The following is a 22,739-nucleotide window of genomic DNA, read 5'->3' on the forward strand; positions in this document are numbered from 1 at the left end:
CGTCTCGCGACGGACGCCCTATAGGTCCAGGCAGGCTGCGTCAAAATCCAGGCGCGGGTTCCGCGGATGCAGCGCTTCGGCTCGGCCATAGCCGATATTGCACAGGAAATTAGCTTTCCACCGTCCATCGGGGAAAAATTCACTGTCCACGCCCGCCGCGTCGAAGCCCGACATCGGCCCGCAATCCAGCCCCAGCGTTCGCGCCGACATGATGAGATAAGCGCCCTGCAAGGTCGATGACCGCGCCACCGTCTCGGCGATCAGCGCATCCTTCCCCTCGAACACGCTCCGCATGTCGCGGGACGGGAACAGGGTAGCATATTCCTCGTAAAATCGCGTGTCCCCCGCGATGATGACGGTGCAGGGCGCCTGCGCGACCTTATCGACATTGCCCGCATTGATGTGCGGCATCAGCCGCGCCTTCGCCTCCGCCGAACGAATGAAGACGAACCGTGCGGGATTGCTGTTCGCAGTCGTCGGCCCCCATTTGGCCAGATCGTAGAGCGTGCGCACCATCGCGCCGGTAAGGGGCTGGTCGGTCCAGCCATTATGGGTACGCGCCTGCCGGAACAGCCGGTCCAATATGTCGGTCATGGAGCTCCCCAACTCGGCGCTTCGCCAGCAAGTATGTCGTCCGCCTCCCTGCCAAGCGCCTCCCGGTCCGCTCGGTTCCACACCCGATGATCGCCCCGCGCATAGCCGCGCGCATTGTCGCGATAGAGCAGCGCGTCGATCACATGGTCGCGCAATTTGTCGATTTGGCGCACGACCCGGCCAGGCGTTCCCATCACCAGCGAATGGGCCGGTACAATTGTATCGGGGGGCAGGAAACTATGCCCCGCCACGATTGACCCATGGCCAATGACGCATCGTTCCATGATCGTTGCCCCAACCCCGACCAGGCAGGCCGGTTCGATCGTGCAGCCATGCACCACGGCGCGGTGGCCGATGGTGCAATAATCGCCGATGACGGTCGGATCGTCCCAGCCGATATGGACCATCGCATGATCCTGCACGCTTGCGCAGCGGCCCACCGAGACGAACGCCCGCTCGCACCGGATGACGGCATAGGGCCATAGGCTGCAATCCTCACCCAGCCGAACGTCGCCGAAGAGGCGAACGGTCGGATCGACATAGGCGGGGGACATCGCGATCATCCTTCAACCGACAGCAGCGCCGCCCACTCGGTCGAGCGGGCGGCGCCGAGGGTCAATAGGCGCCCGGCGGCGAAATCGGGTCCGCACCAGTCAAGGCGCGACCGAAGATTTCGTAGCCTATGGTCGGGATATTCTGGATATGCCGTGTCGCCATCGACACGTCGCGCCAATAGCGATTGATCGGCTTGTCCAGCGCGAAGGCCGAAGACCCCACCTGGAACATCAGCGATTCGCTCGCCCCATGGACCAGTTCGATCATTTGCGCGCCTGCTGCCCGGTGCTTGGCCTTCTCCGCCATAGTGAATTCCTCGCCCAGGCCGACCCGGTCGAGCTTAGCGGTCAGGTCGAACAGGATCAGCTTCGCCGTGTCGATCATCGCGGCGGCCTCGCCCAGGTCGCGCATATAGGCGCCGGAACTTGTGCGCGGACCGATGATGGTGGTCAGCACCGGCTTCTTGGGCGCTTCTGCCCGCACGATTTCCAGCATCGCCTCCACTGCGCCGATCAACTGGGCGATGCCGGTCGTGCGTACGACCGGAACGGCGGGCAGCAGGTCGGACGGCGCACCGAAATGGCGCTTGGTCGGGTCGATCTGGCCGGTTCTCTCGGTCATCAGCGCCATCTGCGCGTCGGGAATGAACACGTCCTTGGCGATCGCGGTGTCGGACCCGGTGCCCTGCATCCCCGACACGAACCAGCTGTCCTCGATCGTCATCGCGTCCATCGGCAGGTAGCACATGTTGATGCCCGGAACGACGGGACCGTCATAATCTTCCAGCACCACGCCCTGCTGCGCCCAGGTCGACTGGCGTGACCCGGACATATAGGGCCATTTCCCATTGATGATCCAGCCGCCATCGACCTTGCGCGCCTTGCCGGGCGGGTTGTACGCGCCGCACACCGTCTGCGGACCGTCGGCGAACACCGCATCCTGCACGCCATCAGGGGCCAGGCTGGTGATCCAGCTGGTGCCGTTGATGATCTGCATAACCCAGCTGATCGCTGGATCGCCTTTCGCGATTTCGATCTGTACGCGGCAGAAATCGGTCGGCGACAGGCCAAAACCGCCCAGACGCTGCGGCACCAGCAGGCGCAGGAAGCCTTCGTCCTTCAGCATCTTGTCGACCGCCGGGGTCGGACAGCGCTGTTTTTCGCCGGCAGGCGCCTCGCTCTGAAGGAAATCGCGCAGGCTGCGCGCCTTTTCGACCAGCGCGTCAGCCACGCTCTTGTCGGCGAAGCCGACCTTGGTGGTAGATTCTAACTTTGCCAGGGTAGCCATCAGTTCATCCTCTCTTGTGTTCGGCATGGTGGCCGGCGATTTGCAGCGCCCATTCGCACAACCGGTCGGGCGCCCCGTTCCAAATGGCCAGCCATTGCGGCGTGGCCGGAATGATGAGGGTGCTCAGTTGCAACCGCACCATCGTGTCGCAGAAAATGTCGCGGTCCAGGCGACTGCCCGTCAGCATCTCGAAATGGTCGAGTACCGGGTCCAGCGCCTGCTGCACGGCGGCCTTGTGGCGGCTGAAATGACTGCGCAGGAAATTGAGGTGGAAGGCCGGTTCGACCTCGAATATGCCGTCGGGCGACCGTTCGATGGTGAAGCGGCCGTAAAAGCGCATCACCGCGCGGAACCGCTCGATCGGGTCGGCTATGCCTTGACCCGCTTCGATAATCCCCTTTTCAAAACTGCTGCATATATATTCGCTGACTGCCGCCAGAACGTCCTCCTTGGACGTGAAATAGCGGTAAAGCGTGCCGCGCGACACGCCGCTCGCCTCGCTGATGTCGCTCATCGACAGGCGCCGCGCACCGATGCTGCCGATCGCGCGCAACGTGCCATCCAGGATTTTCTGGACGCTGCCGGATTGATCGGTGGCGACGATATCGCTCCAGTCGGTGTGCGGCATCAATTTCATGTCTGGGCTTCCATCTCGGCAAGATTGTGCGGAACGCTCACATAGCCGGGCAGATGCTGCCCGCCATCCACGTTGATCAGCTCGCCATTGACGAAACGCGACATGTCCGACGCCAGGAACAGCACCACCGGGCCGATATCCAGTTCCGGGTCGCCCGCGCGCTTCAACGGATTGCTGGCGGTCGCCATGTCCAGAAAGCCCGGCACGTCCTGCACCAGTTGCGCGAAAACCTGGCCCATGCCGGTCGGCGCGATCGCATTGGTGCGGATGTTGAACCGCCCCCATTCCACCGCCGCACTGCGGGTCAGGCCCATGATCGCGCCCTTGTTCATATTATAATCGGCATGCAGCCAGGCACCGGTCTGCGCATCGATCGAATAGAAGTTGACGATCGACCCGCCGCCCCGCGCCTTCATATGTGGAAAGGCGGCGCGCATCGCCCACCAACTGCCCCAGGTGCCGATTTCCAGCGTACGCTTGAGCATCTCGTCGGTCTTCTGTTCCAGCAGGACGTTGTCCGACAGCAGCGAGGCGTTGTTGACGAGAATATCGATACCGCCAAATTCGGCGACGGCGCGGTCGATCATCGCTTCTACGTCCGCCTTGACGCCGACATCGGCGGACATGCCGACGGCGCGCACGCCAAACTCCGCCGAAATCTCTGCCGCTACCGCTTCCGCCGCCGCGCCGTCGCGCCCGGTGATGAGCAGATGCGCGCCCTCCCGCGCCAAGCAGCGTGATATGCCATGGCCCAACCCCTTGGCCCCGCCGGTGACGATCGCAACCTTGTCCTGTACCAAAGCCGTCACGCCGCAACTCCCGTTAGTGGCTCGCTCAGGGCACGGTCCATGTCCATGCGTTCCTGGCAATAATCCTGTGTGAAGACATAGCCGCGGATGGCGCCATCGCCGTCGCGGAACAGATATTTCAGGCCCATCGCGTCGTTCGCCGCTTCCTCCCACGCACCCGCCACGCCCTGCGGCGCGGGCAGCAGCACGACGGGGCAGGCGGTCGTCTTGACCTGCACTGACAGCGGCGGAAAGCGAATGTCGGTCGGCGTGCCCAGCGCGCTGGGCGCGATCGCGCGCGCGGCAGCCATGATCGGCGTGACATAGGCGGCCAGGCCGCCGGGATATTGGGCGCAGTCGCCGATCGCATAGATATCCGGGTCGCTGGTGCGGCCGGTCTGGTCGACCAGGATGCCGCGCTCCACGTCCAGCCCAGCATCCTGCGCCAGTTGCACATTCGGGCGCAGGCCAACGGCGGACAACACTACGGCGGCCTCCACCACCAGCCCATCGTCCAGTTCCGCGCGGATGCCACCGTCAGCTTTGTGGATCGCCATCACTTTGCGACCCAGATGCCATTCTACGCCCTTGGCGCTCAGCGCATCGCGGATGCGTGCGCCCACTGCGAGCGGCACCAGTTGCGCCAGTGGATGACCGAGCATGTCGACCACGACCGGCCTATAACCGCTCGCCGCCAGGTCATTGGTAAATTCCGTGCCCACAAGCCCGCTGCCCATGATGAGCACGCGCGCGCCGTCGGGCAATTTTTCACGAAATTCCCGATAATGGTCGATGCTATTGACCGCCATCGCCCGGTGGGCCGCATCGCCGTCAATTGGCGGCCGTATAGGGTCCGCCCCCAGGGCCAGCACCAGCCGGTCGTAAAAGATCGGCCCGCCGGTGGTCAGCACCGCCTTGTCCTGCCGGTCGATCGTCTCGACCACCCGCCCGGCGCGCAGGTCCAGCTTCAACTGCGTCGCCATTTTCTCCGCCGCCGTGGTGACCAGCGTATCGGCCACCTTGCCCTTGGCTAGCGCGGTGGACAAAGCGGGCTTGGAATAGAAATGCCCGTCATCCTGCGTCACCAAGGTCAGCCGGGCGTCCGGCGCGAGTTTGCGCAACTCACGCAGGACGCCATAGCCGGCCAGACCGCTGCCGATCACTACAATATGCGGGGAGCCTGTCATCGCCATCGCCCCGTCAGAGGAAGATCGCGAAGTTGGACATGCCCAGCGTCGATTGGTCGACGATGATTTCGCGCACCGCCAGCTTGTAGGCGCCATCGACCCGCCGCCACACATCCCGCCGCTCGGCCGTGATCGACTCATTGTCCGGGTTATCGAACCGGCTGCGCTCGACGTACAGATAGCTCACAACTTCATATTCGCCCGCCGTGTCGCACTGGGCAATACGGACATTGGTGACGAAGCGGCGCGTGCGCGACGGCGGATCTTCCGCCCAGGCGCTTTTCGACAGGCGCCCGGTCCGCATCAGGATCGACGCATAATTCTCGTCGAAATGCTTCATCGTGCGCACGACGTCGCGGTCCTTGTTGGGACCGTTGCGGGTCAGGCGCAGGGGCGCTGTATAGACCAGATCCTGCTCCAGATAGGCGACCCAGTCGTCGAACCGGCGCTCGTCAAGCGCCGCCGCCTCGTCATACAGGGTTTCGAGCAGGCGGTTATAGACCTCCGAACCCAACGGCACGCGCTGGATGGATACCAGCCCGCGCATGACGCTGGTCTTGTCGATCGCGGCTGTCGCGTAGTTCACGGTCATGTTGTGATCCTCTCTCTTCGCGTCGCTCAGGCTTCGGCCATCAGGTCATAATAGGCCGACCACCAAGCCCATTGCGTGTCGTCCTTGGTAAAGCCAGGATAGAGATCACCCCCGCCGACCCAGCCTTCGGGCCGTTCATGGCCATGCAGCGCCTGATATTTCAGCGTCATGGTCTTGCTCATATGCCCGCGCGAATTGCGCATGATCTGCGGCCATGTGTCGGCGTCGTCCTGCTCGATCGTACCGGAGGTGCCGGTGGACCAGATCGCATTCTGGAGCATGTCCCGCTTTACGTCCTCCGGCGCATCCTTCTCGGCGAAGATGAAGTTGATGAACTCCACCTTGTCCGGTCCCTTTGGAACATAAGTGTGTAGCGAAAGCGCGCCCGACGCGCCGCCATCCATGCGCGGCGCAAAGATGAAGGCGATCAGGATATTGGGGAACATGCCGCCGACCTGCGGAGGGATGGTCGCCAACTGGTTGACCTGCGCTTCCGACAGATTCTTGAACAGCTGCGGGATCATGTCCTTGGTGACGCCCGGCGGGGTGAGCAGGTTCAGCCGCTCCTCGGTCGTCTTACCTTCGAAACTGATGTCGGCAAACATCTTGAAGGTCTGCGCCGCTTCCAGGCAGCGCAGCGTGTGCCCCTGCGGCACCGAGATATCGACGCCATACATGCCGGGCGCGGTGTCGTAGATCGACTCGGCCGTGCCGCCCATGATGCCGCCTTCCATCAGCGACCGGTGCAGCGTCAGCGTGTGGAAACCGTCCGAACCCGACTGTTCGCCGGGGATCTTCCAGTTGCACGGCAGCACGAAGCGCTGCGGGGGGCCAAGCATTTCCAGGCCATTGTCGGTACGGCAGAATAGCTGATCGAGATAGAATTTCGCGTCGCCCAGATAATCCTCGAACGACAGATCTTTGCTCCATGTCGCAAAGATCAGCCCGCCATAAAGATGTACCCGCGCCTTTTTCAGGCCCAGTTCGTCCTTGCTGTGGCGGTTGCCGTGCATCTGTTCCTTTTCGATCGGCGCGCCGATGAAGCTGCCGTCGGAACGGAACGCCCAGCCATGATAGATGCAGCGATGCGCGGCGGCATTGCCCGCTTCGGCGGTGCACACCTTCATGCCGCGATGTGGACAGACGTTGAGCATGACGTGCACTTCGCCGTCGCGTGCCCGCGAGACGATCACATTATCCTCGGCCATGTCGCGCATGACATAGTCGCCCGCCTTGGGAATTTCCGACTCATGGCCCAGCAACAGCCAAGTCCGCGCGAAGACGCGCTCCATTTCCAGTTCGTATAGTTCCTTGTCGTTCATCACCCGCAGCGACACTTCGTTCATGTCGCGGTTGATGAGGTCGTCGAGCGTGGTCCCATCGCTCAGAGTCAAACCGGCCTTGTGCAGCATCTTCCTCTCCTTGGAAAATCCATCGTGAGTCGCGTTATACATATTGAACTAAATCTGTTCAAGTTGTAATGTTGCTCCATAAGGAGAGGATGATGAGCCAGACGTTGAAGGTGGTAATCGATAAGGCAGCTTGCTGCGGCTATGGCGTGTGCGCCGAAATCTGCCCCGAAGTATATAAACTGGATGCCAATGGCATCGTCTATGTGGAAGACCCGATCGTGCCGGCAGGTCTTGAAGACCAGGCACGCGAGGGAGCGGAGGCCTGTCCCCAGGCAGCATTGGCGGTCGTCGACGCCTGATTGGCTGCTGCGTATCCCATGGCTGAAGGCTCTGCTCGTTGGGCCGGCGAGGAACCTGCCGATAGGTAGGTTCCTCGCCGCCGGTCACTGCGGCACCAGCGCGGCCATGGGGCGGCAGGAAGGATAGAGGATGACCGACGCAAGGGACATGCTGTTCACGCCCGTCAATGTGGCGGGCCTGCGCCTGCGCAACCGCTTCGTGATGGCACCGATGACGCGCAACTTCTCACCGGGCGGCGTGCCGTCCGATGGGGTCGCCGCATATTATCGCCGTCGAGTTGAAGCGGACGTAGGCCTGATCGTGACCGAAGGCATCGGCGTGGATCATCCCGCCGCCCTCGGTCGCGAATCCATGGGCGGCGGCGCGTCGCCGCTCCTGCATGGCGACGCAGCGCTGGCCCGTTGGCGCGCCATTGTCGCCGGGGTCCATGCTGCCGGCGGGCTGATCGTCCCGCAGCTCTGGCATCAGGGCGTCATTCGCGTGCCGGGCACCGGCTATGATCCGCAGGCACCGTCGGCCCGGCCATCGGGCATCTGGGGGCCGACGGACAGGGCGATGGTGCCGCCTGATTATCTCGAGGCAGTGCGCGCGCCCACGACGCCGCTGACCGACAGCGAAATCAGCGATATCATCGCCGCCTTCGCCCGCAGCGCGGCCAACGCCCGCGCGGTCGGCTTCGATGGCATCGCGCTGCATGGCGCCCATGGCTATCTGATCGACAGTTTCCTGTGGCACCGCACCAATCTGCGCGATGACCGCTGGGGCGGCGACGCGGCCACCCGCGCGCTGTTCGCAGCGGAAGTGGTCCGCGCCGTCCGCGCCGCGACCGCGCCCGACTTCCCGATCATCTTCCGCTTCTCGCAATGGAAATTGCAGGATTATGACGCCCGCAGCGCCCAGACCCCCGATGAACTGGCATCGATGCTGGCCCCGATCACGGACGCCGGTGTCGACGTCTTCGATGCCAGCACGCGCCTGTTTTCGACCCCCGCGTTCGACGGGTCCGCCATGGGCCTTGCCGGATGGATCAAGCGGCTGACTGGCAAGCCAGTGATTGCGGTCGGTGGCGTCGGCCTCAGCAAGGATCTGCAATCCTCCTTCGCCCAGCCAACGGTGATGACCGATAATCTGGATTTGGTGGTGGCCCGCATGGCGCAGGGCGAATTTGACCTGATCGCCGTCGGCCGCGCGCTGCTGATGGACCCCCACTGGGTCCGCAAGATGCGCGATGGCGGCGCGGTCGATCCGTTCCGGCTCGAGGCTTACGCCACGCTGGATTAATGCGTGTCCGCGGCGGCATAGACCTGGATGCGCGCCATGTTGGTGCGGTCCGACTGCGTCGCCATGTACCGCACGGCATCAGCCACGTCGCCCGGCTGCATTGCGGCGATGAAACTGTCCCAGGCGGGCTGGCCGCGCGCTTTCATGTCCTCGAAAATCTCCGTGTTGGTGGTGCCCGGCGCGACGATGCCGACTTTGACCCCGCTTCCGGCCAGCTCGACGCGCAGGCAATCGGTAAACGCCTCCAGCGCCCGCTTCAGCCCGCCATAGACGCCCACGCCCGGCGCGATGATGTTCGCGCCGATGCTGGATATGTTGATGATCTGGCCAGTGCCCGCCGCCTTCATCGACCGCCCGAACAACGTGCAGGTCCGCACCACCGCTTCATAATTTAGCGCGATCATCGGTCGTAATTGGTCCAGGTCGAACTGATCGATCGACGCGGCATGAAGGATGCCGGCATTGTTCACGAGGATGTCGGCGCGCCCGAACTGCGCCATCACCCTATCATGCAGGCACTGCGGCGCGCCCGCCTCGGCCATGTCGGCAACCAAGGGCAGGCAGTCGGCGCCAAGGTCCGCCGCCAGCGCCGCGAGCCGATCCGCCCGGCGCGCCACCAGCACCAGAGTCGCGCCCGCGCCCGCCAACGCATGCGCCGTAGCTGCGCCGATACCCGACGACGCACCGGTCACGATTGCAATCTTCCCCGTCAGACTGGTCATCGCATCTCTCCTTCATCCATTGTCAGACGAGGCGGATCAGCCGCTTGCCGTCATTTTCGCCGCGATACAGCCCCGCCAGTGCATCCGCGCAGGCTTCGATCCCGTCCAGTATCTCTTCCCGCCACGTCAGGCGGCCCTCGCCGATCCACGCGCGCAACTGCGCCACGGCATCGCCATAGCGGTCCATATGGTCGAAGATGACGAACCCCTCCATCCGCGCGCGCTTGACCAGCAGATGACGTTCGACCCGCGGCCCTTGCGGCCACGGTTCCCAGCGATCGATCGACGCCGTGCCGCACACCACGACCCGGCCCTTCATGGCCAGATGCGGCAGCACCGCGTCGCTGATCGCGCCCGCCACATTGTCGAAATAAATGTCGATCCCCTCCGGCGCGAGCCGCGCCACCGCCGCGCCGACATCTTCCCCGCGATAATCGATCGCGCCGTCATAGCCGAAATCGTCGACGCTGCAGCGCGCCTTCTCCGGGCCACCGGCAATGCCGATCGTGCGGCACCCCAATATGCGCGCAATCTGCCCCACCGCCGATCCGACGGCCCCGGCGGCCGTGGACACCAGCACCGTCTCGCCCGCGCGCGGCTGGCCGATCATCGTCAGCGCCAGATAGGCGGTCACGCCGTTGATCCCCAATATGCCCAGCGCCGCGCGCATCTCCGCCGCGCGGGTGCGCTGCACCACCTGGTCGGTCGAAACGCAGGCGTAGTCCTGCCAGCCAAACCAGCCAGTGACATGATCGCCGACCTGGTAGGCCGCGTCGCCCGACGCCACCACCTGTCCCGCCGCCAGCGCGCGCATCACCGAACCGATAGCGACGGGCGCGGCATAACTGCCGCTATCAGCTATCCAGCCGCGCATCGCCGGTTCGACCGACAGATAATGATTGCGCACCAGTATCTGGCCGGGACCGGGCTGGTTGATCGGGCCGGGCCGGATCGCGAAATCGGCTGCCTGCGCGATGCCGGTCGGCCGCGCGACCAGAATCACCTGGCGGTTGGCCTCACCCATCCAGCCCGGCCTTGACCATCGTGAATTTCCGCCGCGATATGCGCCATCCTGCCGATGTGCGGATCAAGCAATCGTCATAATAGCCGGTCGCCCGGTGGGTCACGCCCTGAATCCGGTCCATCAGGATGGCGTCAACATAGCTGCGCGCGACGATTTCGTCGTTACAGCTTTCCACCACGATATTGCTGATCCGGTGCAGCGTCGCCCCCATATGGCGGTGCGCGCCCTCCATATATTCGGTGATCTGGCGCGACCCGCGCCAGCGTCCGAAGCTGCCATAATCGGCTTCGCAATCGCGCGCGAAGCAGGTGCGGAACAACGGCCAGTCGCGGGTGTCGATCCCGGTCGCGTAGCGCAGCAGCAAATGGTGGATCGCCCGCTCGTCATCCGCCGTAAGCAGCGCCCTGCGCGTCAGGCTGCCATGTGCTGCCATTCTGATCCTCCCTCATGTCGTTGGACAGCATAGGGAAGGGACGGCCGATCTTGCCCGCCAAGCGATAGGATCGAGCCGCCGGCCGATCATTTCTTTGGCAGGGCATAGGCGATCAACTGGTCGCTGGAGCCCGACAGCATTGCGCCATGGCCACCGGCCGCGATCACCACGAATTGGCGTCCGCTGGCGTTGGACCAATAGCTGCTGGGCGACGCATTGCCGCCGGCGGGCAGGCGCGCCTTCCACAGCAGGCGGCCGGTCGCTGTGTCATAGGCGCGAAACGCATGTTCCTGGGTCGCGCCTATAAACGTCAGGCCGCTGGCCGTTGCCACCGATCCGCCGATATTGGGCACCCCCATCGGAATCGGCACGAAGGTCGGCAGCGCCAGCGGCCCGCTGTCGCGCGATGTGCCAAGCAGGCGACTCCACACCATCTTGCCGGTTTTCAAGTCCACAGCATTGATCCGGCCATAGGGCGGCTGCTGGCAGGGAATGGCAAGCGGCGATAGGAACGGTGCGATCTGCGCGGCATAGGGCACGCCCTGTTGTGCTGCGGGGCCACCGACATCGCCCATATGGACGGCGTTCATCGGCTTGATGCCGCGCCGGTCGGCCTCTGCGCGCGGGATAAGGCGGTTATAATTGCCGACCTGGTTGTTGTTGACGATCATCAGTCCGCGCCGGGGATCGACCGATACACCGCCCCAGTCGATCCCGCCCAGATAGCCGGGCCAAGTGATCGTCGGATGCTCTGTCGACAGCGGCGTCATGTCGCCATCGAACCGCGCCTCCCTGAATCGGATGCGGCAGATCGCCTGGTCGATCGGGGTCAGCCCCCACATGCCCTTTTCCGTCGGACGCGGTCCGGTAAAGCTGGGGATGGCAACCGAATAGGGCTGAGTTTTTGACAGGCGCTCGCCCGGCATCACACCCTGCGGCACGGGACGTTCCTCAACCGGTAGGATCGGCTTTCCGGTCACGCGGTCGAGAAAGAAAATTTCGCCACGCTTGGTCGGCTGGAGCAGGCCGCGCACCCCGCCGGGCAGATCGACCAGCGTGGGCTGGGCCGGCACGTCATAATCCCACAGATCATGATGCGTCGTTTGGAACGACCATCGCACCGCGCCGGTCATGCCATCCAGTGCAATCACCGAACTGGCGTAGCGATCATCGTTGGCCGTCCGGTGCCCGCCGAAATAATCGGGCGTGGCATTGCCGGTCGGCACATAGACCAGGCCCAGCGTCTCGTCCGAACTCATCGGCGCCCAGCTATTGGGTGTGCCGGGCGTGAAGGTCGCGCCGGCCGGCGGCAGGCCATGGTCGTCGGGGCGACCAATGTCGAAAGCCCAGGCGAAATCGCCGGTGACGGCGTCGAATGCGCGCACGACGCCGGACGGCTCCCTGATCTTCTGCCCGTCCGTTACCCAGCCGCCCAGTACCAGGCGCCCGCGCACCAGGGCGGGGGGCGACGTAACGAAATAATAGCCCTTGTCCACCTGGCCCAGCCCTGTCTTCAGGTCGACCTGTCCGCCGCGCCCGAAACCTGGGCAGGGCCGCCCGGTCGCGGCATCCAGCGCGATCAGCCGCGCGTCGAGCGTGGCGGTAAAGATGCGTTCGGCGCAGGCCCCCGTTGCGCCGGGCACGCGATAATAGGTTACGCCCCGGCACACCAGGCCATAGACCCCGGCCAGATCCGTCTTGGGATTATGCCGCCACAATTGCCGCCCGATTTCCGGGTCCAGCGCGATAACGTCATTATTGCCCGCGCACAGGAACAGGCGGTTGCCGACCTTGATCGGGTTGACCTGAAAGGCTGTGCCCTGTTTGCCGTCGCCCACCTTGCCGGTGCGATAGGTCCAGGCCGGTTGGAGGTTGCCGACATTGGACGGGCTGATCTGTTCCAGCGGGGAATAGCGCGATCCGCCTCGGTCGTTGCCATAGGCGATCCAGTCACCATCGGCCGCACTGGCGGGGGCCGGACCCCATATCCGACTCGCCGCGGCAGGCGTGCGATCGGCCCAGAACGCCAAGCCGATACTTGCCCCGACGATCAGCGCCAGCGCGGGCCACAGCACGCGTTCGCCCGGCAACGGGGTGGATCGCCCGACGTGGCGCCGATAATAGGGGGTCAGCATATAGAGGCCAAGGCACAGCGGCATGGCCAGGCGCGGGGCCAGCGCCCATCCGTCCAGCCCTACCTCCCACAAGGCCCAGGCGAGGTTCGTCGCCAGAAAAGCCCAGAACAAAGCGATCGACAGCGGAGCCCTGCGCCAGCCCAGCAGCGCGACGGTGACCATGACCAGTCCGGACGCAAGATACCAAGGCGATCCGCCCAGCAACAGCAGCCGCCCGCCAAGCCAGACAAGGCAAAGCCCGGCCACGGCAAGCAGGATCAGGAAGGCGGCATTGAGGAAGCGTTGCATGAAGGCACCTTGGCGCACGGGGGCAGGGAAGAGGGCGACGGATGCGATCAGGCAGGCAGTTGCGCGGCCAGCCAGTCGGGCACGTTCATGCGATAGCATTTCTGTTCGTACAGGCGGCTGATCCGCCATCCCGCAGGCGTGCGGACATAATCATGGATATACCACAGGCCGAAAACCAGCGTGTCGGCGTTCGTGCCATCGCTGACGGTCATGGGATTGATGCAGACGGTCTTGGTCTGCGCGCGGTCGCCATCGATGTTGTAGCGGGTGGTCGATACCCCGTGCTGGAACGCCAGGATCGGCGTCAGGCTGCTCGCCAGAAACTGTTTGATCTCGGCCAGGCTGCCCGAAACGCCGACCATTTCGGAATAGTCGATCACCGCGTCGGTTGTGAAATACTGGTCCAGCGCATCCCAGTCGCGGCCGTCGACCGCGTAGCAATAGCCCACGATCAAATCCTGTATTTCGAACCGGTCCGACATCTCCTGCACGGTCAGCATCACCCACTCTCCTTCATTCTATAGAATGATTGGTCGCACAGGCCGGTTGGCCAGCCGCCTTTCGTTGGGTAGGTGTCGAAGGGATAGCGACAGGGGATGAGGCGTTACCGCAGGCACATGTCAGCGGGCCAATTTGCCTCAAGCGTTTATCTAGGAGAGTATAAATGGGTCTAGCCCCGTTCACCGAAGCCGATTTCGTCCTGTCCGCAGAGACACGGGCTGAAATCACCGCCGGGCTGACCGACAGCCAGGCATATATGGTCAATCACTGGATGGACCTGCACGAAGTCATTAATCGCGGTGACTGGGACGGAATGGATGCCTTCTTCAATACCGACACCATGACCTATGACAATCCAAACCGGCCGGACCTGGGTACTTATCATGTCTGGAAAAGCTCGCCGCAGGGCCTGTACACCACTTTCCCGCCCAGCATCTATCGCACGCTCAAGGCGTGGGGCCGGGGCGACGATGAAATCTGCGTGCTGTGCCATCACCATGGCAAGCATACCGGCGGTCCCTATATGGGCGTCCAGCCGACTGGCAACGAACTCAACGTCCTGTGGTTCTCCTGGCTGCGCTTCCGCGACGGCAAGATCGACCATATCTATTCGATCTCGGACGTGCTGACGATGCTCAAGGATCTGGAAGTCATCAAGGTGCCGCAGCCGGTCGACCCGTATAAATAAGCAAGCGTGGCCCCGGCCGCCTTCTGGGTGGCCGGGGCAATATCAGCCGATGGCACCGATATGGTCGATCCACCGGTGCAGCATCGTCCAGCTTTGCAGCCGGGTCGATGCGAAATTATGGCAATGGGCTGCTTCCGCCAGCGTCGTCAGCGTGACATGGCGCGATCCGCAATACTCCGCCGGTTCGGCATGGGGTTCAGGGCTTACGTCGATGTCGGCAAAATGCAGATAGACCGGCGCGGCGATCGCGGCAGCCTCCGCCGCAACGCCGCCGGGCATGATGGCCAGCCGCCCATAGCTGTTGGGCGTCAGCGACGCCCGCGCATCGTCGGCTGCGATCACCGTTTCGGGCACGTCTGCTGCATGGAAATAGCCGTGCATCGCCGCGCGATTGGCCGCGCCATAGCCTGGCCCTGCCACCTGCGCCCCGATGGCGGATTGCACCTCGTCCGACATGGCCAGACCGATATTGGTAAAGCCAAGTACCGCGACCTGATCGAAACTGGCCCATTGGGCCTGTTGCACGATCGTCAGCATCCCGCCCATCGAATGGCCGATGCCGGTTATCCGCCGCGTGCGCCCCGCGATATGCGCGCCCCATTCCCCGACCTCCATCCGTTCCAGAACCGCCGCCAGCGCCAGATGATGCGCTTGTGCGCCGACATGGGGTGTCAACACATCTTCCCGGCCCGGCTGGCTGCTCTCGCCCATACCCAGCGCGTCCAGCGCCAACACCGCCTTGCCCTGTGCCAAGCAATGATCGACGAAACTATAGCCCGGCCATCCATCAATCTGCGCATCCCAATACCAGCGGCTATAGGTGCCGCCATGCAGGCAAACGAGCAGGTCGATCGGGCCATCGGGCAGTCTGTCGGGTATCGCCAGTGTTGCCGCGATCTGGATCGGTTCGCCGAAATCGACCGCGGTTTCGACGTTCAGGGACAGTGTGAACTTCGGCATGGATCGCTCTATCCGTTCAAAGGCTGAAGCCGCCATCGACGATCAATGTCTGGCCAGTAATGTAGCGCGCGCGCTCCGACGCCAGGAAGGCGACGGCCTGCGCAATATCCTCGCCATCGCCAAAGCGCTGGAGCGCGATCCGCTTGCGCTGCGCTTCCCAGATGGCGGGCGTGTAGAGGGTGGTGAGAAATTCGGCCCCCAGTCCCGCGTTGATGATGCCGGGCGCAACCATGTTCGCGCGGATGCCATAGCGGCCTTCCTCTTTCGCAATGGCGCGGCCCAGCGCCTCGATCCCCGCCTTGGGCACCGAGGACAGGGCATCGCCCGGCGGGAAGCAATAATTGGCGACCGACACCACCGATACGAAATTGCCGAAACCCTGCACGCGGAAGTGGGGCAGCGCGGCGGCGACGATGCGGGTAAAGCCGATCAATTCGACCTCGATCACCTGCCGCCATTGATCCTCGCCGATCTGACTGACGAAGGGTTGGGCAATGTCCACACCGCTGGCGAAAATCACCGTTCCTATCGCACCGAACCGCGCCTTGACGTCGGCAAAGCCGCTCTGGATGCTGGCCATGTCGGACAGGTCGCAATGGACGGCAATCGCTCGGTCCTGGCCTCCGCGCAGCGTGTCGATCACCGCGCGCGCCTTGTCCGCGCTAGAGCGGTAGCCGATCGCCACGCCATCCCATTCGTCCGCGAGTCGACGACAAATGATGCCGCCTAGCCCGCCCGTACCGCCGACGACAAAGGCCGCACCCCGGTTCATAGCGGCAGATACGTGGTCAAATGTCGGAGCAGCCGTTCGGCAAAGGCGTCATTATGGTCGCCGGTCAACATATGGCCCACGCCATGCGCGACCTCGACCTCCAGTTGCGGGGTCAGCGCCTGAAACTGGCGGACACTCTCGTCCGACACGATCTCGCTCAGTTCCGCCTTCACCAGAACGACCGGCGTGGTGACGCGCATCGCGGCTGCCACCAGCGCTTCGCCTTCGGATGGCGGATGCAGAAATTCCTGCGAAGTCGTGCGCGGATCCCAGTGCCAGAACAGCCGCTCGCCATCTGTTCGCATCGCCTTGGCCAGGCCCGACACATCGGCCACACGTGGCTGGCCCAGATGGCGGTGCAGCGCATCGGCGGCCTCGTCCAGCGACGCGAAGCCCGCTTTACTGGCGCGGAAGAAACCGCGTATCTCCTCCACTCCGGCGTCGTCGATATGCGGCGCAACGTCGGCCAGCATGATGAGGCGCACGCGATCGGGATGGCGCGACCCGCCGACCAGCGCGCACTGGCCGCCGCGAGACGCGCCCACCAGCGCGACGGGGCGGTAAAGCGCCATCAGGATCGCCTCGACATCGCGGCCATAGGCTTCCAGCAGATAGTCGCCATCGCTGGCCCAATCGCTGTCGCCATGGCCCCGCAGGTCGAAGGTCAGGCCATAATAGCCCGCCTGCGCCACCCGCCGCGCCGATCCGGCCCAGGACCGCCGACTTTGCCCGCCGCCATGGAAGAAGCATACGGGCGGCGCGGTCGGGTCGCCATAGGCGTCCGCGACCAGGGTGATGCCGTCGCCAGGCAGGCTGATCCGGGTCGCGGACATCATGCCGGGCGCTCCGTGCTTATTCGGCGGCGATCGGCGGCGCGATTTCGGCGAAGCACTCATGTTCGCCGGGACCGGCATAGGCGAACTTGCCCGGCGCATGGTGCCATTTGCCGTCATTGCGGCTTTCGTAGGGCGACGCCACTTCGATCATCGCGCCATGCGTGCTCTTGTGGCCGATCCAGCTCCACTTCTGCCAGGTCATGTCGGGGTCGTTATGGGTCTGGCCGCCACCGGGCAGGTGCAACCCTTCGGCCCGCAGCTTCTCCATGGCACCTGGCACATCGTCGGTCGAATAGCAGAGGTGATGGACATGCTCGCCCACCTTGTCCAACCGGTCGCCCATCGGCGTGCCGGGGGCGGGCTGGATGAACTGGATTTCCGTGCCGCCGTCATTGACGAAGGTCGCCCATTTCATGCCCGCGTCCGCACCGCTGGAAAATTCGTCATATTTAACCAGGCGCTTTTCCAGGCTGGCTGGGTCCAGCACGCGCAGGATCTTGGTCCAGTCCACGATCGCGGTGTCCAGGTCGCGCACGACCATGCACACATGGGCAAAAGGTCCGCTTGGCATAATCTTATCTCCTCGGAATGTTTAGATTTCTATCGTCGCCGTGCCGGAATTGACGGTGCCCCGTCCCTCGACATCCAGCGTGAATGCGCAGGTGATGCTGTTTCCCTCGATGGTCGCGACCGTGCCGGTCACGGTCGCGCGGTCGCCGCCATAGACATTGTCCAGAAAGCGCGAATCCATCGCCTTGATCCGCCCGCCGGGGAAAGCGCGCATCAGCATGTTCATCATATAGGCGACGTTCGCCGGGCCCTGGTTGATGACTCGGTCGCCCAGCCCCTTGGCCTTCACCACCTCGACATCCAGATGGATGGGGTTAGGATCGGCCAAGAAAATCGCCCATTGCTCCATCGCTTCGGCGCTGACGCTCTCGATCGTGAAGAGCGGCAACGTGTCGCCGACGGCATAGCTCATGTGGCAAACTCCTTGCGCGGCAGCACCCAGACATTATCGGTTTCCAGAACTTGCATCCCGTCCAACAGATGCAGGCGCAGGCGATAGGTCAGCACGTCCATCACGCCCAGCTTGCGGCTGCGCTTGCGGATCAGGCTCAATATTTCGCCCGTCACCTTGTAGCTTGTCCCGACCATCAGCGGCGCGTCGAACTTGACGCCGCTGCTGCCCATCATCGGACCGTCATCGACATCGAACTGGCAGGCTTCGCACACGCCCGCGACGGTCTTGCCCATCGCAACCTGCGTGGCGACATAATAATAGATCGGGTGGGCAGTGCCGTCGCTGGCCGGTTCGATCCCGGTGGATCGGCACAGCGCGGCATTCTCTTCCGCGCTGATCGTGAAGACCGTCGTGCCGTCCAGCGAGATGCCGGCAGCGTCGGGAGCGGGGGGCAGGGTGTCGAGATCGCTCATGGCTGGTCCCTAATAAGAGCGCGGCAGGCCGAGGCTTTCGGCGATCGAGTTGCGGACCATCTCGTTGCTGATCGGCGTCATCCGCAAAATCCGGTGATCGCGCCAGTAACGCTGCATGTCGGTTTCCGCCGAATAGCCCATGCCGCCCAATATCTGGATGCCAAGGTCGGCGGCCTTCACCGCATTTTCGGTCGCGACCATCTTGAGCATGTTGGCCTCGACGCCGCAATTCATGCCGTTGGACTGCATCCACGCGACATTGTTGAGCAGCAATTCGGTAGTCTTCTGCCAGGTCGCGATATCCGCGACATAATGCTGCAACACCTGGAACCGCCCGATGATGCCGCCAAAGGCCTTGCGCTGGAGCATATAGGCCAGCGCATCTTCCAGCACCCCGTCGATCGCGCCCAGGCATTGCGCGCCGACCATGATCCGCTCATTGTTCAGCGTCGGCAGCATCGCGTACCAGGCCTGCCCCGGTTCCCCCAGAACGTCCGCATCGGGGACGAACACATCCTCATAATGGACCTCGCACGACCCCATCGCGCGCATCCCCAGCTTGGGCAGCAGCGACGCGGTGATGCCCGGCGTCTTGGCATCGACGAAGAACATGGTCAGGCCGTGATGCTTCTTTTCCACATTCTTGTCGGTGCGGGCCAGGACGAGCAGGCGGTCGGCCGCCTTCGCGCCGGTCGTCCACATCTTCGCGCCGTTCAGCTTCCAGCCGCCATCGACCTTTTCCGCGTGGGTCTTCATCGCGCCCAGCACGTCGGTCCCGCCATCGGGTTCGGTCATGGAGAGCGACACGCGCAGCTTGCCTTGCGCCATCGGCCGCAACCAGCGGTTCTTCTGTTCTTCGGTGCCGACCGCGCTGATCGTCTTGGCCCCGCCAAAGGATGTCAGGCCCCAGACCCACAGCAGCCCGCCCGCGGTCCGTGCAAATTCGCGCGCGAAGATCATCTGCATCATGACGTCGCCGCCCAGGCCGTCATATTCCTCTGGTATGCCGATGCCGAAGAAGCCCTGCTCGGCGATCTTGTCCCATAGCGCGTAGGGGTAATTTTCCTCGTCGGCCTCCAGCGCGCGCATCCAGTCCTTGGGCGCCTCAGCATCGACCCAGCGGCGCACGATATCGCGAAAGGCCTGCTGTTCCTCGGTAAGCGAAAAATCCATTATCTTTCCTGTTCTCTTTGCCCAACTATTAGGCACTTGTCAGGGTCTTTGAGAACCTATCCTCTTATAGGGTCGAGCGATTGTAAAATTGAAACAGTTGATCCACCATCATGCCCAAATGGGCGGGAATGGGATTTTGTTCGACTGGGTCTCCAGTCTCACCGATGGTATTGATGGCAATACCCAATGGTGTCGGCCAGCCGCGCAAGGCATGAGTTATGACACGCAACTGTTGAAGTGTGGCGACCGCGGCTTGCCACCCCGCCGCCGTGGCAATGCAGCCGACCGGCAGGCCGTCAAAATAACAACGATCATCCCGATTCAGATCTTCAACATAATCCAGCGCATTTTTCACAAAGCCGGAAATCGCACCGTGATAACCGGGTGATCCTAAGATGACTGCGTCAGCGGACCGCAGCGTTTCGACATAGGCGCTGGCAAGCTCAGATCGAACTGCATTTTCCGGCGAATAAAGCGGAAAGTTGATGGCATCGCCAGATAACAATGTCGTTCGCGCACCTCGTGTCTCGGCAAGGGCTAGTGCTTTGCGAAGCGCGCGCTCTGTTGAAGAGAAGGCGCGCAAGGTGCCGCCAATAGCCACAAAATGAAGTTGACCCATATTAGATCGACAATCCTCCTTCGACCGGAATGACCGAACCGGTGACATAGGCACCCGCGCGCGACGCCAGATAGATGGCCGTTCCGGCCAAATCTTCCGGCGTCCCCACGCGCCCGCGCGGCACCATGCCCTCCACCATTTTGCGCATCTCGTCCGACGCGATCACCGTCATCTCGGATTCGAAAAATCCCGGTGCGATCACATTGGCGATGATGTTGTCGCGGCCCAGTCGCTTGGCCAGCCCCTTGGCCAGCCAGTGGATTGCGCCCTTTGACGCTTGATAGGCGTAATTTTCTTTCGGCCCGACCTTCAGCGCGCCCACCGAGCCGATATTGATGAGCGAAGCTGGCCGCTCCGCCGTGCCGCCCGCGCGCAACAATGGCAGGAATTTCTGGAGGATGAAGAAGGGCGCCTTCAGGTTCAGGTCGATCACCTGGTCCCAGTCGTCCTCGCTATAATCGTCAATCGGCGCATCGGCCATCGTCCCGGCATTATTGACTAGCATGTGCATCGCGTCTTCGCGCGCAGCCACCTGCGCCACCAGAGCGTCGATCCCAGCAAGGGTCGACAGGTCGGCGGTCAGGCCGATGCAGGTGCCACCGGTTACCTCGCTGATCGCCTGCGCTGCCGCCAACACCTTGGCCTCGGTTCGGGCGCAGATATAGACCTTCGCCCCGGCCGCGGCGTAGCCGGTGGCAATATGGCGGCCGATGCCGCTCGACCCGCCCGTGACGAGCGCAACGCGGCCCTGCACGGAAAAAAGCGCGTCGATATTCATGACGCGCCCTTAGAGGCTGCGATCTTCAGGATCAGGTCGACCGTCCCTTCGGGATCGCCCACCAGCAGCGCATGATCGCCCGGATGGTCGTGGATGGTCCAGCCCAGCGCCCGCGCGCGATGATGCATCGCGGTCATGACGGTGATGGCCGCCGCAATATAATCGACAGGCTTGGTGATCGTTTCAGCCCCTATAGGAATGACACAGGATGTCGCCCGCATCGGCTGGTCGGTCAGATTATCGAGCAGCCATTGCTGCCGGTCAGCGTCCATCAGATGCGGGTGCGTCTTGGCCGCGTCCCGCTGCATCACATCTACGCCAGAGCCTATCGGCCCTTCGCCTGCCTCCAGCATCGCGTCCAGGCCAGCGAGTTGGTCTTCGGGTACATAGCCCATCAGCGACGCTATGCGCTCGCCTGAATGGGGCACGATGGCGTCCAGATAAATGACGCTGGCGATGCGGTCGCCCGCTTGCGCGATCGCGCCCGGCGCCACCGTCCCGGCATAGCTGTGCGCGACCAGCACGACATCATGCAGATCCTCATAATGCAGGACGTTGACGATATCCTGCACATGGACCGTGTTGCCGACATGCCGGCCGGTCAGGTGCGCGCGCTCGCCAAAGCCGGTGAAGGTCGGCGTATAAACCCTGTGCCCCCGCGCTTCGAGCAGCTCGCGGACATATTTCCAGGTCCAGCCGCCCATGCCGCCGCCGTGGAGTAAAACAAATGTGGTCATGGCAGGTCAGCCTCCGTAGGTTCTGTGTTCTGGATGAATTCGGGGAAGGGGTCTGGCCCCCACAGGAACATGCTGTCTTCGGGCGCATGATTGGCTGATGGCCATTCGACGTCATGGGGAATGAAGTCGATGTCGGCCGAATATTCGCTGAAACTGCCCCATGGGTCGCGGACATAATAGAAATAATTGGCCCCCAGCACATGCTGGCCCACGCCCCAGTTGGGACCATAGCCCGCCCGCGCCATAGTCGATCCGCCAAGGCCCACTTCCATAACGGAGCCTACGTCCCAGCTATTATGATGCATCCCGCGTCGGTCCGACAGGACGAGTGCGAGCAGATGATGGTCGCTGCCATGCACGCCGTGCAGAAAGGCGACGCCCGGCTCGCTCTTGTCAGACAGGCGCAGGCCCAGCGTCTTTTCATAATAAGTGATGGCCGCGTTCACATCGGTCGTGAAGATCGCGAAGTGCGACAGGCGACGCGGATGGACCTTGGGTGCCTGGCTGTTGAGGATCGCGCCGGACTGACCGGGCGGGGCGCTAGCAAAGGAGAAATGGCTTTTTTCCGCCGGCGTCGCCTTGTCCGCCGGGCGGATATTGATCGGCAGGCCATCAAAGCCGCTGAACCAGATGCCCTGCGTGTCCGCACTCGTAGGCGCGTCGATATAGGTGACGCCACAGGCATCGAGATGCGCGGCAAACGCATCCATCTCGTCGGCATAGACGCCAAAGCTCAGATAGCGCAGTTGCTTGGCGCCCGCGCCCTGCGTGATGACGCCCCAGCGATGAAGATTGCCCTGTGTGAAAAGATGCAGCCCGCCGTCGCTCTCGCGCACGTCCAGACCAAAGAGGCTGTAGAAGCGGCGCGCGTCCTCCAGATCCGGGACGGCCAGCGCGAAATGGTCAATCGAATGGACGCCCAGTACATTGGCGCGCCGCCCGGCGATGCTCTTGTCGTTCATCCTGTCCTCCTTGGCATGTCGGGCGGCGGATCGTGCCGCCG

General features: G+C 63.4%; 27 protein-coding genes. 3 read left to right on the forward strand and 24 right to left on the reverse strand.

Going from position 1 to position 22,739, the window contains the following annotated elements; all coding sequences use genetic code 11:
• Nucleotides 1-18: 18 nt before the first annotated feature.
• From ACZ2HM_RS21600 to ACZ2HM_RS21635, 8 genes are all read right to left on the reverse strand, one after another.
• Nucleotides 19-594: a malonic semialdehyde reductase gene (locus ACZ2HM_RS21600; RefSeq protein ID WP_043150272.1), complete on the reverse strand. Its 576-nt coding sequence runs from the start codon at nucleotides 592-594 to the stop codon at nucleotides 19-21.
• A complete protein-coding gene (locus ACZ2HM_RS21605) occupies nucleotides 591-1,148 on the reverse strand; it encodes a gamma carbonic anhydrase family protein (RefSeq protein ID WP_043150329.1) in 558 nt (185 codons plus the stop codon). Before ACZ2HM_RS21605 ends, ACZ2HM_RS21600 begins: the two co-directional genes overlap by 4 nt.
• A gap of 61 nt (nucleotides 1,149-1,209) precedes the next feature.
• The gene (locus tag ACZ2HM_RS21610; protein WP_200866891.1) at nucleotides 1,210-2,436 is read right to left on the reverse strand and encodes an acyl-CoA dehydrogenase family protein; all 1,227 of its coding nucleotides are present in this window, start codon (nucleotides 2,434-2,436) and stop codon (nucleotides 1,210-1,212) included.
• Nucleotides 2,437-2,440: 4 nt separating this feature from the next.
• Nucleotides 2,441-3,073 (reverse strand): TetR/AcrR family transcriptional regulator, encoded by a 633-nt coding sequence (locus ACZ2HM_RS21615; protein WP_169571182.1) that lies wholly within the window; start codon nucleotides 3,071-3,073, stop codon nucleotides 2,441-2,443.
• Nucleotides 3,070-3,882 carry an SDR family NAD(P)-dependent oxidoreductase gene (locus ACZ2HM_RS21620; RefSeq protein WP_463266119.1) on the reverse strand — a complete coding sequence of 271 codons (813 nt, stop codon included), beginning with the start codon at nucleotides 3,880-3,882 and terminating at the stop codon, nucleotides 3,070-3,072. Before ACZ2HM_RS21620 ends, ACZ2HM_RS21615 begins: the two co-directional genes overlap by 4 nt.
• On the reverse strand, nucleotides 3,879-5,048 hold the full coding sequence (locus ACZ2HM_RS21625) for an FAD-dependent oxidoreductase (RefSeq protein ID WP_470426991.1): 1,170 nt from the start codon (nucleotides 5,046-5,048) through the stop codon (nucleotides 3,879-3,881). The genes ACZ2HM_RS21620 and ACZ2HM_RS21625 overlap by 4 nt, the downstream gene beginning before the upstream one ends.
• 13 nt (nucleotides 5,049-5,061) lie before the next feature.
• Nucleotides 5,062-5,640: a 3-phenylpropionate/cinnamic acid dioxygenase subunit beta gene (locus tag ACZ2HM_RS21630; protein ID WP_043150268.1), complete on the reverse strand. Its 579-nt coding sequence runs from the start codon at nucleotides 5,638-5,640 to the stop codon at nucleotides 5,062-5,064.
• A gap of 26 nt (nucleotides 5,641-5,666) precedes the next feature.
• The gene (locus ACZ2HM_RS21635) at nucleotides 5,667-7,052 is read right to left on the reverse strand and encodes an aromatic ring-hydroxylating dioxygenase subunit alpha (RefSeq protein ID WP_043150326.1); all 1,386 of its coding nucleotides are present in this window, start codon (nucleotides 7,050-7,052) and stop codon (nucleotides 5,667-5,669) included.
• A gap of 92 nt (nucleotides 7,053-7,144) precedes the next feature.
• Here ACZ2HM_RS21635 and ACZ2HM_RS21640 point away from each other — a divergent pair, with 92 nt between their 5' ends.
• Both ACZ2HM_RS21640 and ACZ2HM_RS21645 read left to right on the forward strand, forming a co-directional pair.
• Nucleotides 7,145-7,351 carry a ferredoxin gene (locus ACZ2HM_RS21640; protein WP_043150323.1) on the forward strand — a complete coding sequence of 69 codons (207 nt, stop codon included), beginning with the start codon at nucleotides 7,145-7,147 and terminating at the stop codon, nucleotides 7,349-7,351.
• Between the two features lie 169 nt (nucleotides 7,352-7,520).
• The gene (locus ACZ2HM_RS21645; RefSeq protein ID WP_470427332.1) at nucleotides 7,521-8,633 is read left to right on the forward strand and encodes an oxidoreductase; all 1,113 of its coding nucleotides are present in this window, start codon (nucleotides 7,521-7,523) and stop codon (nucleotides 8,631-8,633) included.
• Here ACZ2HM_RS21645 and ACZ2HM_RS21650 read toward each other — a convergent pair.
• The 5 genes from ACZ2HM_RS21650 to ACZ2HM_RS21670 all read right to left on the reverse strand — a co-directional run bounded on the left by ACZ2HM_RS21650 (nucleotide 8,630) and on the right by ACZ2HM_RS21670 (nucleotide 13,735).
• Complete coding sequence (locus ACZ2HM_RS21650) at nucleotides 8,630-9,355, reverse strand: SDR family oxidoreductase (RefSeq protein ID WP_043150266.1); 726 nt, start codon at nucleotides 9,353-9,355, stop codon at nucleotides 8,630-8,632. The genes ACZ2HM_RS21645 and ACZ2HM_RS21650 overlap by 4 nt on opposite strands.
• 22 nt (nucleotides 9,356-9,377) lie before the next feature.
• Nucleotides 9,378-10,379, reverse strand: coding sequence for an NADP-dependent oxidoreductase (locus tag ACZ2HM_RS21655; protein WP_043150264.1), 1,002 nt, complete (start codon nucleotides 10,377-10,379; stop codon nucleotides 9,378-9,380).
• On the reverse strand, nucleotides 10,372-10,812 hold the full coding sequence (locus ACZ2HM_RS21660; RefSeq protein ID WP_470426992.1) for a nuclear transport factor 2 family protein: 441 nt from the start codon (nucleotides 10,810-10,812) through the stop codon (nucleotides 10,372-10,374). Before ACZ2HM_RS21660 ends, ACZ2HM_RS21655 begins: the two co-directional genes overlap by 8 nt.
• A gap of 86 nt (nucleotides 10,813-10,898) precedes the next feature.
• Nucleotides 10,899-13,235 carry a membrane-bound PQQ-dependent dehydrogenase, glucose/quinate/shikimate family gene (locus ACZ2HM_RS21665; RefSeq protein WP_043150320.1) on the reverse strand — a complete coding sequence of 779 codons (2,337 nt, stop codon included), beginning with the start codon at nucleotides 13,233-13,235 and terminating at the stop codon, nucleotides 10,899-10,901.
• A gap of 47 nt (nucleotides 13,236-13,282) precedes the next feature.
• Nucleotides 13,283-13,735, reverse strand: a complete 453-nt coding sequence (locus ACZ2HM_RS21670) for a nuclear transport factor 2 family protein (RefSeq protein WP_235209600.1) — start codon at nucleotides 13,733-13,735, stop codon at nucleotides 13,283-13,285.
• A gap of 164 nt (nucleotides 13,736-13,899) precedes the next feature.
• Here ACZ2HM_RS21670 and ACZ2HM_RS21675 point away from each other — a divergent pair, with 164 nt between their 5' ends.
• On the forward strand, nucleotides 13,900-14,424 hold the full coding sequence (locus ACZ2HM_RS21675; protein ID WP_463266115.1) for an ester cyclase: 525 nt from the start codon (nucleotides 13,900-13,902) through the stop codon (nucleotides 14,422-14,424).
• 42 nt (nucleotides 14,425-14,466) lie between these two features.
• Here the strand turns inward: ACZ2HM_RS21675 and ACZ2HM_RS21680 are convergent, their stop codons facing one another.
• From ACZ2HM_RS21680 to ACZ2HM_RS21730, 11 genes are all read right to left on the reverse strand, one after another.
• Nucleotides 14,467-15,384 carry an alpha/beta fold hydrolase gene (locus ACZ2HM_RS21680; RefSeq protein WP_052027698.1) on the reverse strand — a complete coding sequence of 306 codons (918 nt, stop codon included), beginning with the start codon at nucleotides 15,382-15,384 and terminating at the stop codon, nucleotides 14,467-14,469.
• Between the two features lie 16 nt (nucleotides 15,385-15,400).
• Nucleotides 15,401-16,156, reverse strand: coding sequence for an SDR family NAD(P)-dependent oxidoreductase (locus ACZ2HM_RS21685; RefSeq protein ID WP_463266114.1), 756 nt, complete (start codon nucleotides 16,154-16,156; stop codon nucleotides 15,401-15,403).
• Entirely contained in the window at nucleotides 16,153-16,992 is an 840-nt protein-coding gene (locus tag ACZ2HM_RS21690; protein WP_463266113.1) for an alpha/beta fold hydrolase, read from the reverse strand. The genes ACZ2HM_RS21685 and ACZ2HM_RS21690 overlap by 4 nt, the downstream gene beginning before the upstream one ends.
• 16 nt (nucleotides 16,993-17,008) lie before the next feature.
• Nucleotides 17,009-17,563: a VOC family protein gene (locus ACZ2HM_RS21695; RefSeq protein ID WP_235209598.1), complete on the reverse strand. Its 555-nt coding sequence runs from the start codon at nucleotides 17,561-17,563 to the stop codon at nucleotides 17,009-17,011.
• A 21-nt stretch (nucleotides 17,564-17,584) separates the two neighbouring features.
• On the reverse strand, nucleotides 17,585-17,974 hold the full coding sequence (locus ACZ2HM_RS21700; protein ID WP_470426993.1) for a MaoC family dehydratase: 390 nt from the start codon (nucleotides 17,972-17,974) through the stop codon (nucleotides 17,585-17,587).
• Nucleotides 17,971-18,429, reverse strand: a complete 459-nt coding sequence (locus ACZ2HM_RS21705; protein ID WP_470426994.1) for a hypothetical protein — start codon at nucleotides 18,427-18,429, stop codon at nucleotides 17,971-17,973. Before ACZ2HM_RS21705 ends, ACZ2HM_RS21700 begins: the two co-directional genes overlap by 4 nt.
• A gap of 9 nt (nucleotides 18,430-18,438) precedes the next feature.
• Entirely contained in the window at nucleotides 18,439-19,602 is a 1,164-nt protein-coding gene (locus ACZ2HM_RS21710) for an acyl-CoA dehydrogenase family protein (protein WP_463266112.1), read from the reverse strand.
• 64 nt (nucleotides 19,603-19,666) lie between these two features.
• Nucleotides 19,667-20,221 (reverse strand): NADPH-dependent FMN reductase, encoded by a 555-nt coding sequence (locus ACZ2HM_RS21715; protein WP_037476443.1) that lies wholly within the window; start codon nucleotides 20,219-20,221, stop codon nucleotides 19,667-19,669.
• A gap of 1 nt (nucleotide 20,222) precedes the next feature.
• Nucleotides 20,223-20,999 (reverse strand): SDR family oxidoreductase, encoded by a 777-nt coding sequence (locus ACZ2HM_RS21720; RefSeq protein ID WP_043150251.1) that lies wholly within the window; start codon nucleotides 20,997-20,999, stop codon nucleotides 20,223-20,225.
• Nucleotides 20,996-21,736: an alpha/beta fold hydrolase gene (locus ACZ2HM_RS21725; RefSeq protein WP_470426995.1), complete on the reverse strand. Its 741-nt coding sequence runs from the start codon at nucleotides 21,734-21,736 to the stop codon at nucleotides 20,996-20,998. The genes ACZ2HM_RS21720 and ACZ2HM_RS21725 overlap by 4 nt, the downstream gene beginning before the upstream one ends.
• The gene (locus ACZ2HM_RS21730; RefSeq protein WP_043150248.1) at nucleotides 21,733-22,698 is read right to left on the reverse strand and encodes a VOC family protein; all 966 of its coding nucleotides are present in this window, start codon (nucleotides 22,696-22,698) and stop codon (nucleotides 21,733-21,735) included. The genes ACZ2HM_RS21725 and ACZ2HM_RS21730 overlap by 4 nt, the downstream gene beginning before the upstream one ends.
• Nucleotides 22,699-22,739 lie beyond the last annotated feature (41 nt).

The sequence above is a fragment of the Sphingobium sp. KKT206 genome, assembly GCF_055640555.1.

Bases quoted from the DNA above. Each gene is read 5' to 3' on its own strand.
- ACZ2HM_RS21715 (WP_037476443.1), bottom strand. From the start codon at position 20,221: ATGGGTCAACTTCATTTTGTGGCTATTGGCGGCACCTTGCGCGCCTTC.
- ACZ2HM_RS21635 (WP_043150326.1), bottom strand. From the start codon at position 7,052: ATGCTGCACAAGGCCGGTTTGACTCTGAGCGATGGGACCACGCTCGAC.
- ACZ2HM_RS21615 (WP_169571182.1), bottom strand. From the start codon at position 3,073: ATGAAATTGATGCCGCACACCGACTGGAGCGATATCGTCGCCACCGAT.
- ACZ2HM_RS21690 (WP_463266113.1), bottom strand. From the start codon at position 16,992: ATGATGTCCGCGACCCGGATCAGCCTGCCTGGCGACGGCATCACCCTG.
- ACZ2HM_RS21600 (WP_043150272.1), bottom strand. From the start codon at position 594: ATGACCGACATATTGGACCGGCTGTTCCGGCAGGCGCGTACCCATAAT.
- ACZ2HM_RS21605 (WP_043150329.1), bottom strand. From the start codon at position 1,148: ATGTCCCCCGCCTATGTCGATCCGACCGTTCGCCTCTTCGGCGACGTT.
- ACZ2HM_RS21730 (WP_043150248.1), bottom strand. From the start codon at position 22,698: ATGAACGACAAGAGCATCGCCGGGCGGCGCGCCAATGTACTGGGCGTC.
- ACZ2HM_RS21655 (WP_043150264.1), bottom strand. From the start codon at position 10,379: ATGGGTGAGGCCAACCGCCAGGTGATTCTGGTCGCGCGGCCGACCGGC.
- ACZ2HM_RS21725 (WP_470426995.1), bottom strand. From the start codon at position 21,736: ATGACCACATTTGTTTTACTCCACGGCGGCGGCATGGGCGGCTGGACC.
- ACZ2HM_RS21665 (WP_043150320.1), bottom strand. From the start codon at position 13,235: ATGCAACGCTTCCTCAATGCCGCCTTCCTGATCCTGCTTGCCGTGGCC.
- ACZ2HM_RS21685 (WP_463266114.1), bottom strand. From the start codon at position 16,156: ATGAACCGGGGTGCGGCCTTTGTCGTCGGCGGTACGGGCGGGCTAGGC.
- ACZ2HM_RS21640 (WP_043150323.1), top strand. From the start codon at position 7,145: ATGAGCCAGACGTTGAAGGTGGTAATCGATAAGGCAGCTTGCTGCGGC.
- ACZ2HM_RS21610 (WP_200866891.1), bottom strand. From the start codon at position 2,436: ATGGCTACCCTGGCAAAGTTAGAATCTACCACCAAGGTCGGCTTCGCC.
- ACZ2HM_RS21720 (WP_043150251.1), bottom strand. From the start codon at position 20,999: ATGAATATCGACGCGCTTTTTTCCGTGCAGGGCCGCGTTGCGCTCGTC.
- ACZ2HM_RS21710 (WP_463266112.1), bottom strand. From the start codon at position 19,602: ATGGATTTTTCGCTTACCGAGGAACAGCAGGCCTTTCGCGATATCGTG.
- ACZ2HM_RS21630 (WP_043150268.1), bottom strand. From the start codon at position 5,640: ATGACCGTGAACTACGCGACAGCCGCGATCGACAAGACCAGCGTCATG.
- ACZ2HM_RS21705 (WP_470426994.1), bottom strand. From the start codon at position 18,429: ATGAGCGATCTCGACACCCTGCCCCCCGCTCCCGACGCTGCCGGCATC.
- ACZ2HM_RS21670 (WP_235209600.1), bottom strand. From the start codon at position 13,735: ATGCTGACCGTGCAGGAGATGTCGGACCGGTTCGAAATACAGGATTTG.
- ACZ2HM_RS21650 (WP_043150266.1), bottom strand. From the start codon at position 9,355: ATGACCAGTCTGACGGGGAAGATTGCAATCGTGACCGGTGCGTCGTCG.
- ACZ2HM_RS21660 (WP_470426992.1), bottom strand. From the start codon at position 10,812: ATGGCAGCACATGGCAGCCTGACGCGCAGGGCGCTGCTTACGGCGGAT.
- ACZ2HM_RS21625 (WP_470426991.1), bottom strand. From the start codon at position 5,048: ATGACAGGCTCCCCGCATATTGTAGTGATCGGCAGCGGTCTGGCCGGC.
- ACZ2HM_RS21680 (WP_052027698.1), bottom strand. From the start codon at position 15,384: ATGCCGAAGTTCACACTGTCCCTGAACGTCGAAACCGCGGTCGATTTC.
- ACZ2HM_RS21700 (WP_470426993.1), bottom strand. From the start codon at position 17,974: ATGAGCTATGCCGTCGGCGACACGTTGCCGCTCTTCACGATCGAGAGC.
- ACZ2HM_RS21695 (WP_235209598.1), bottom strand. From the start codon at position 17,563: ATGCCAAGCGGACCTTTTGCCCATGTGTGCATGGTCGTGCGCGACCTG.
- ACZ2HM_RS21675 (WP_463266115.1), top strand. From the start codon at position 13,900: ATGGGTCTAGCCCCGTTCACCGAAGCCGATTTCGTCCTGTCCGCAGAG.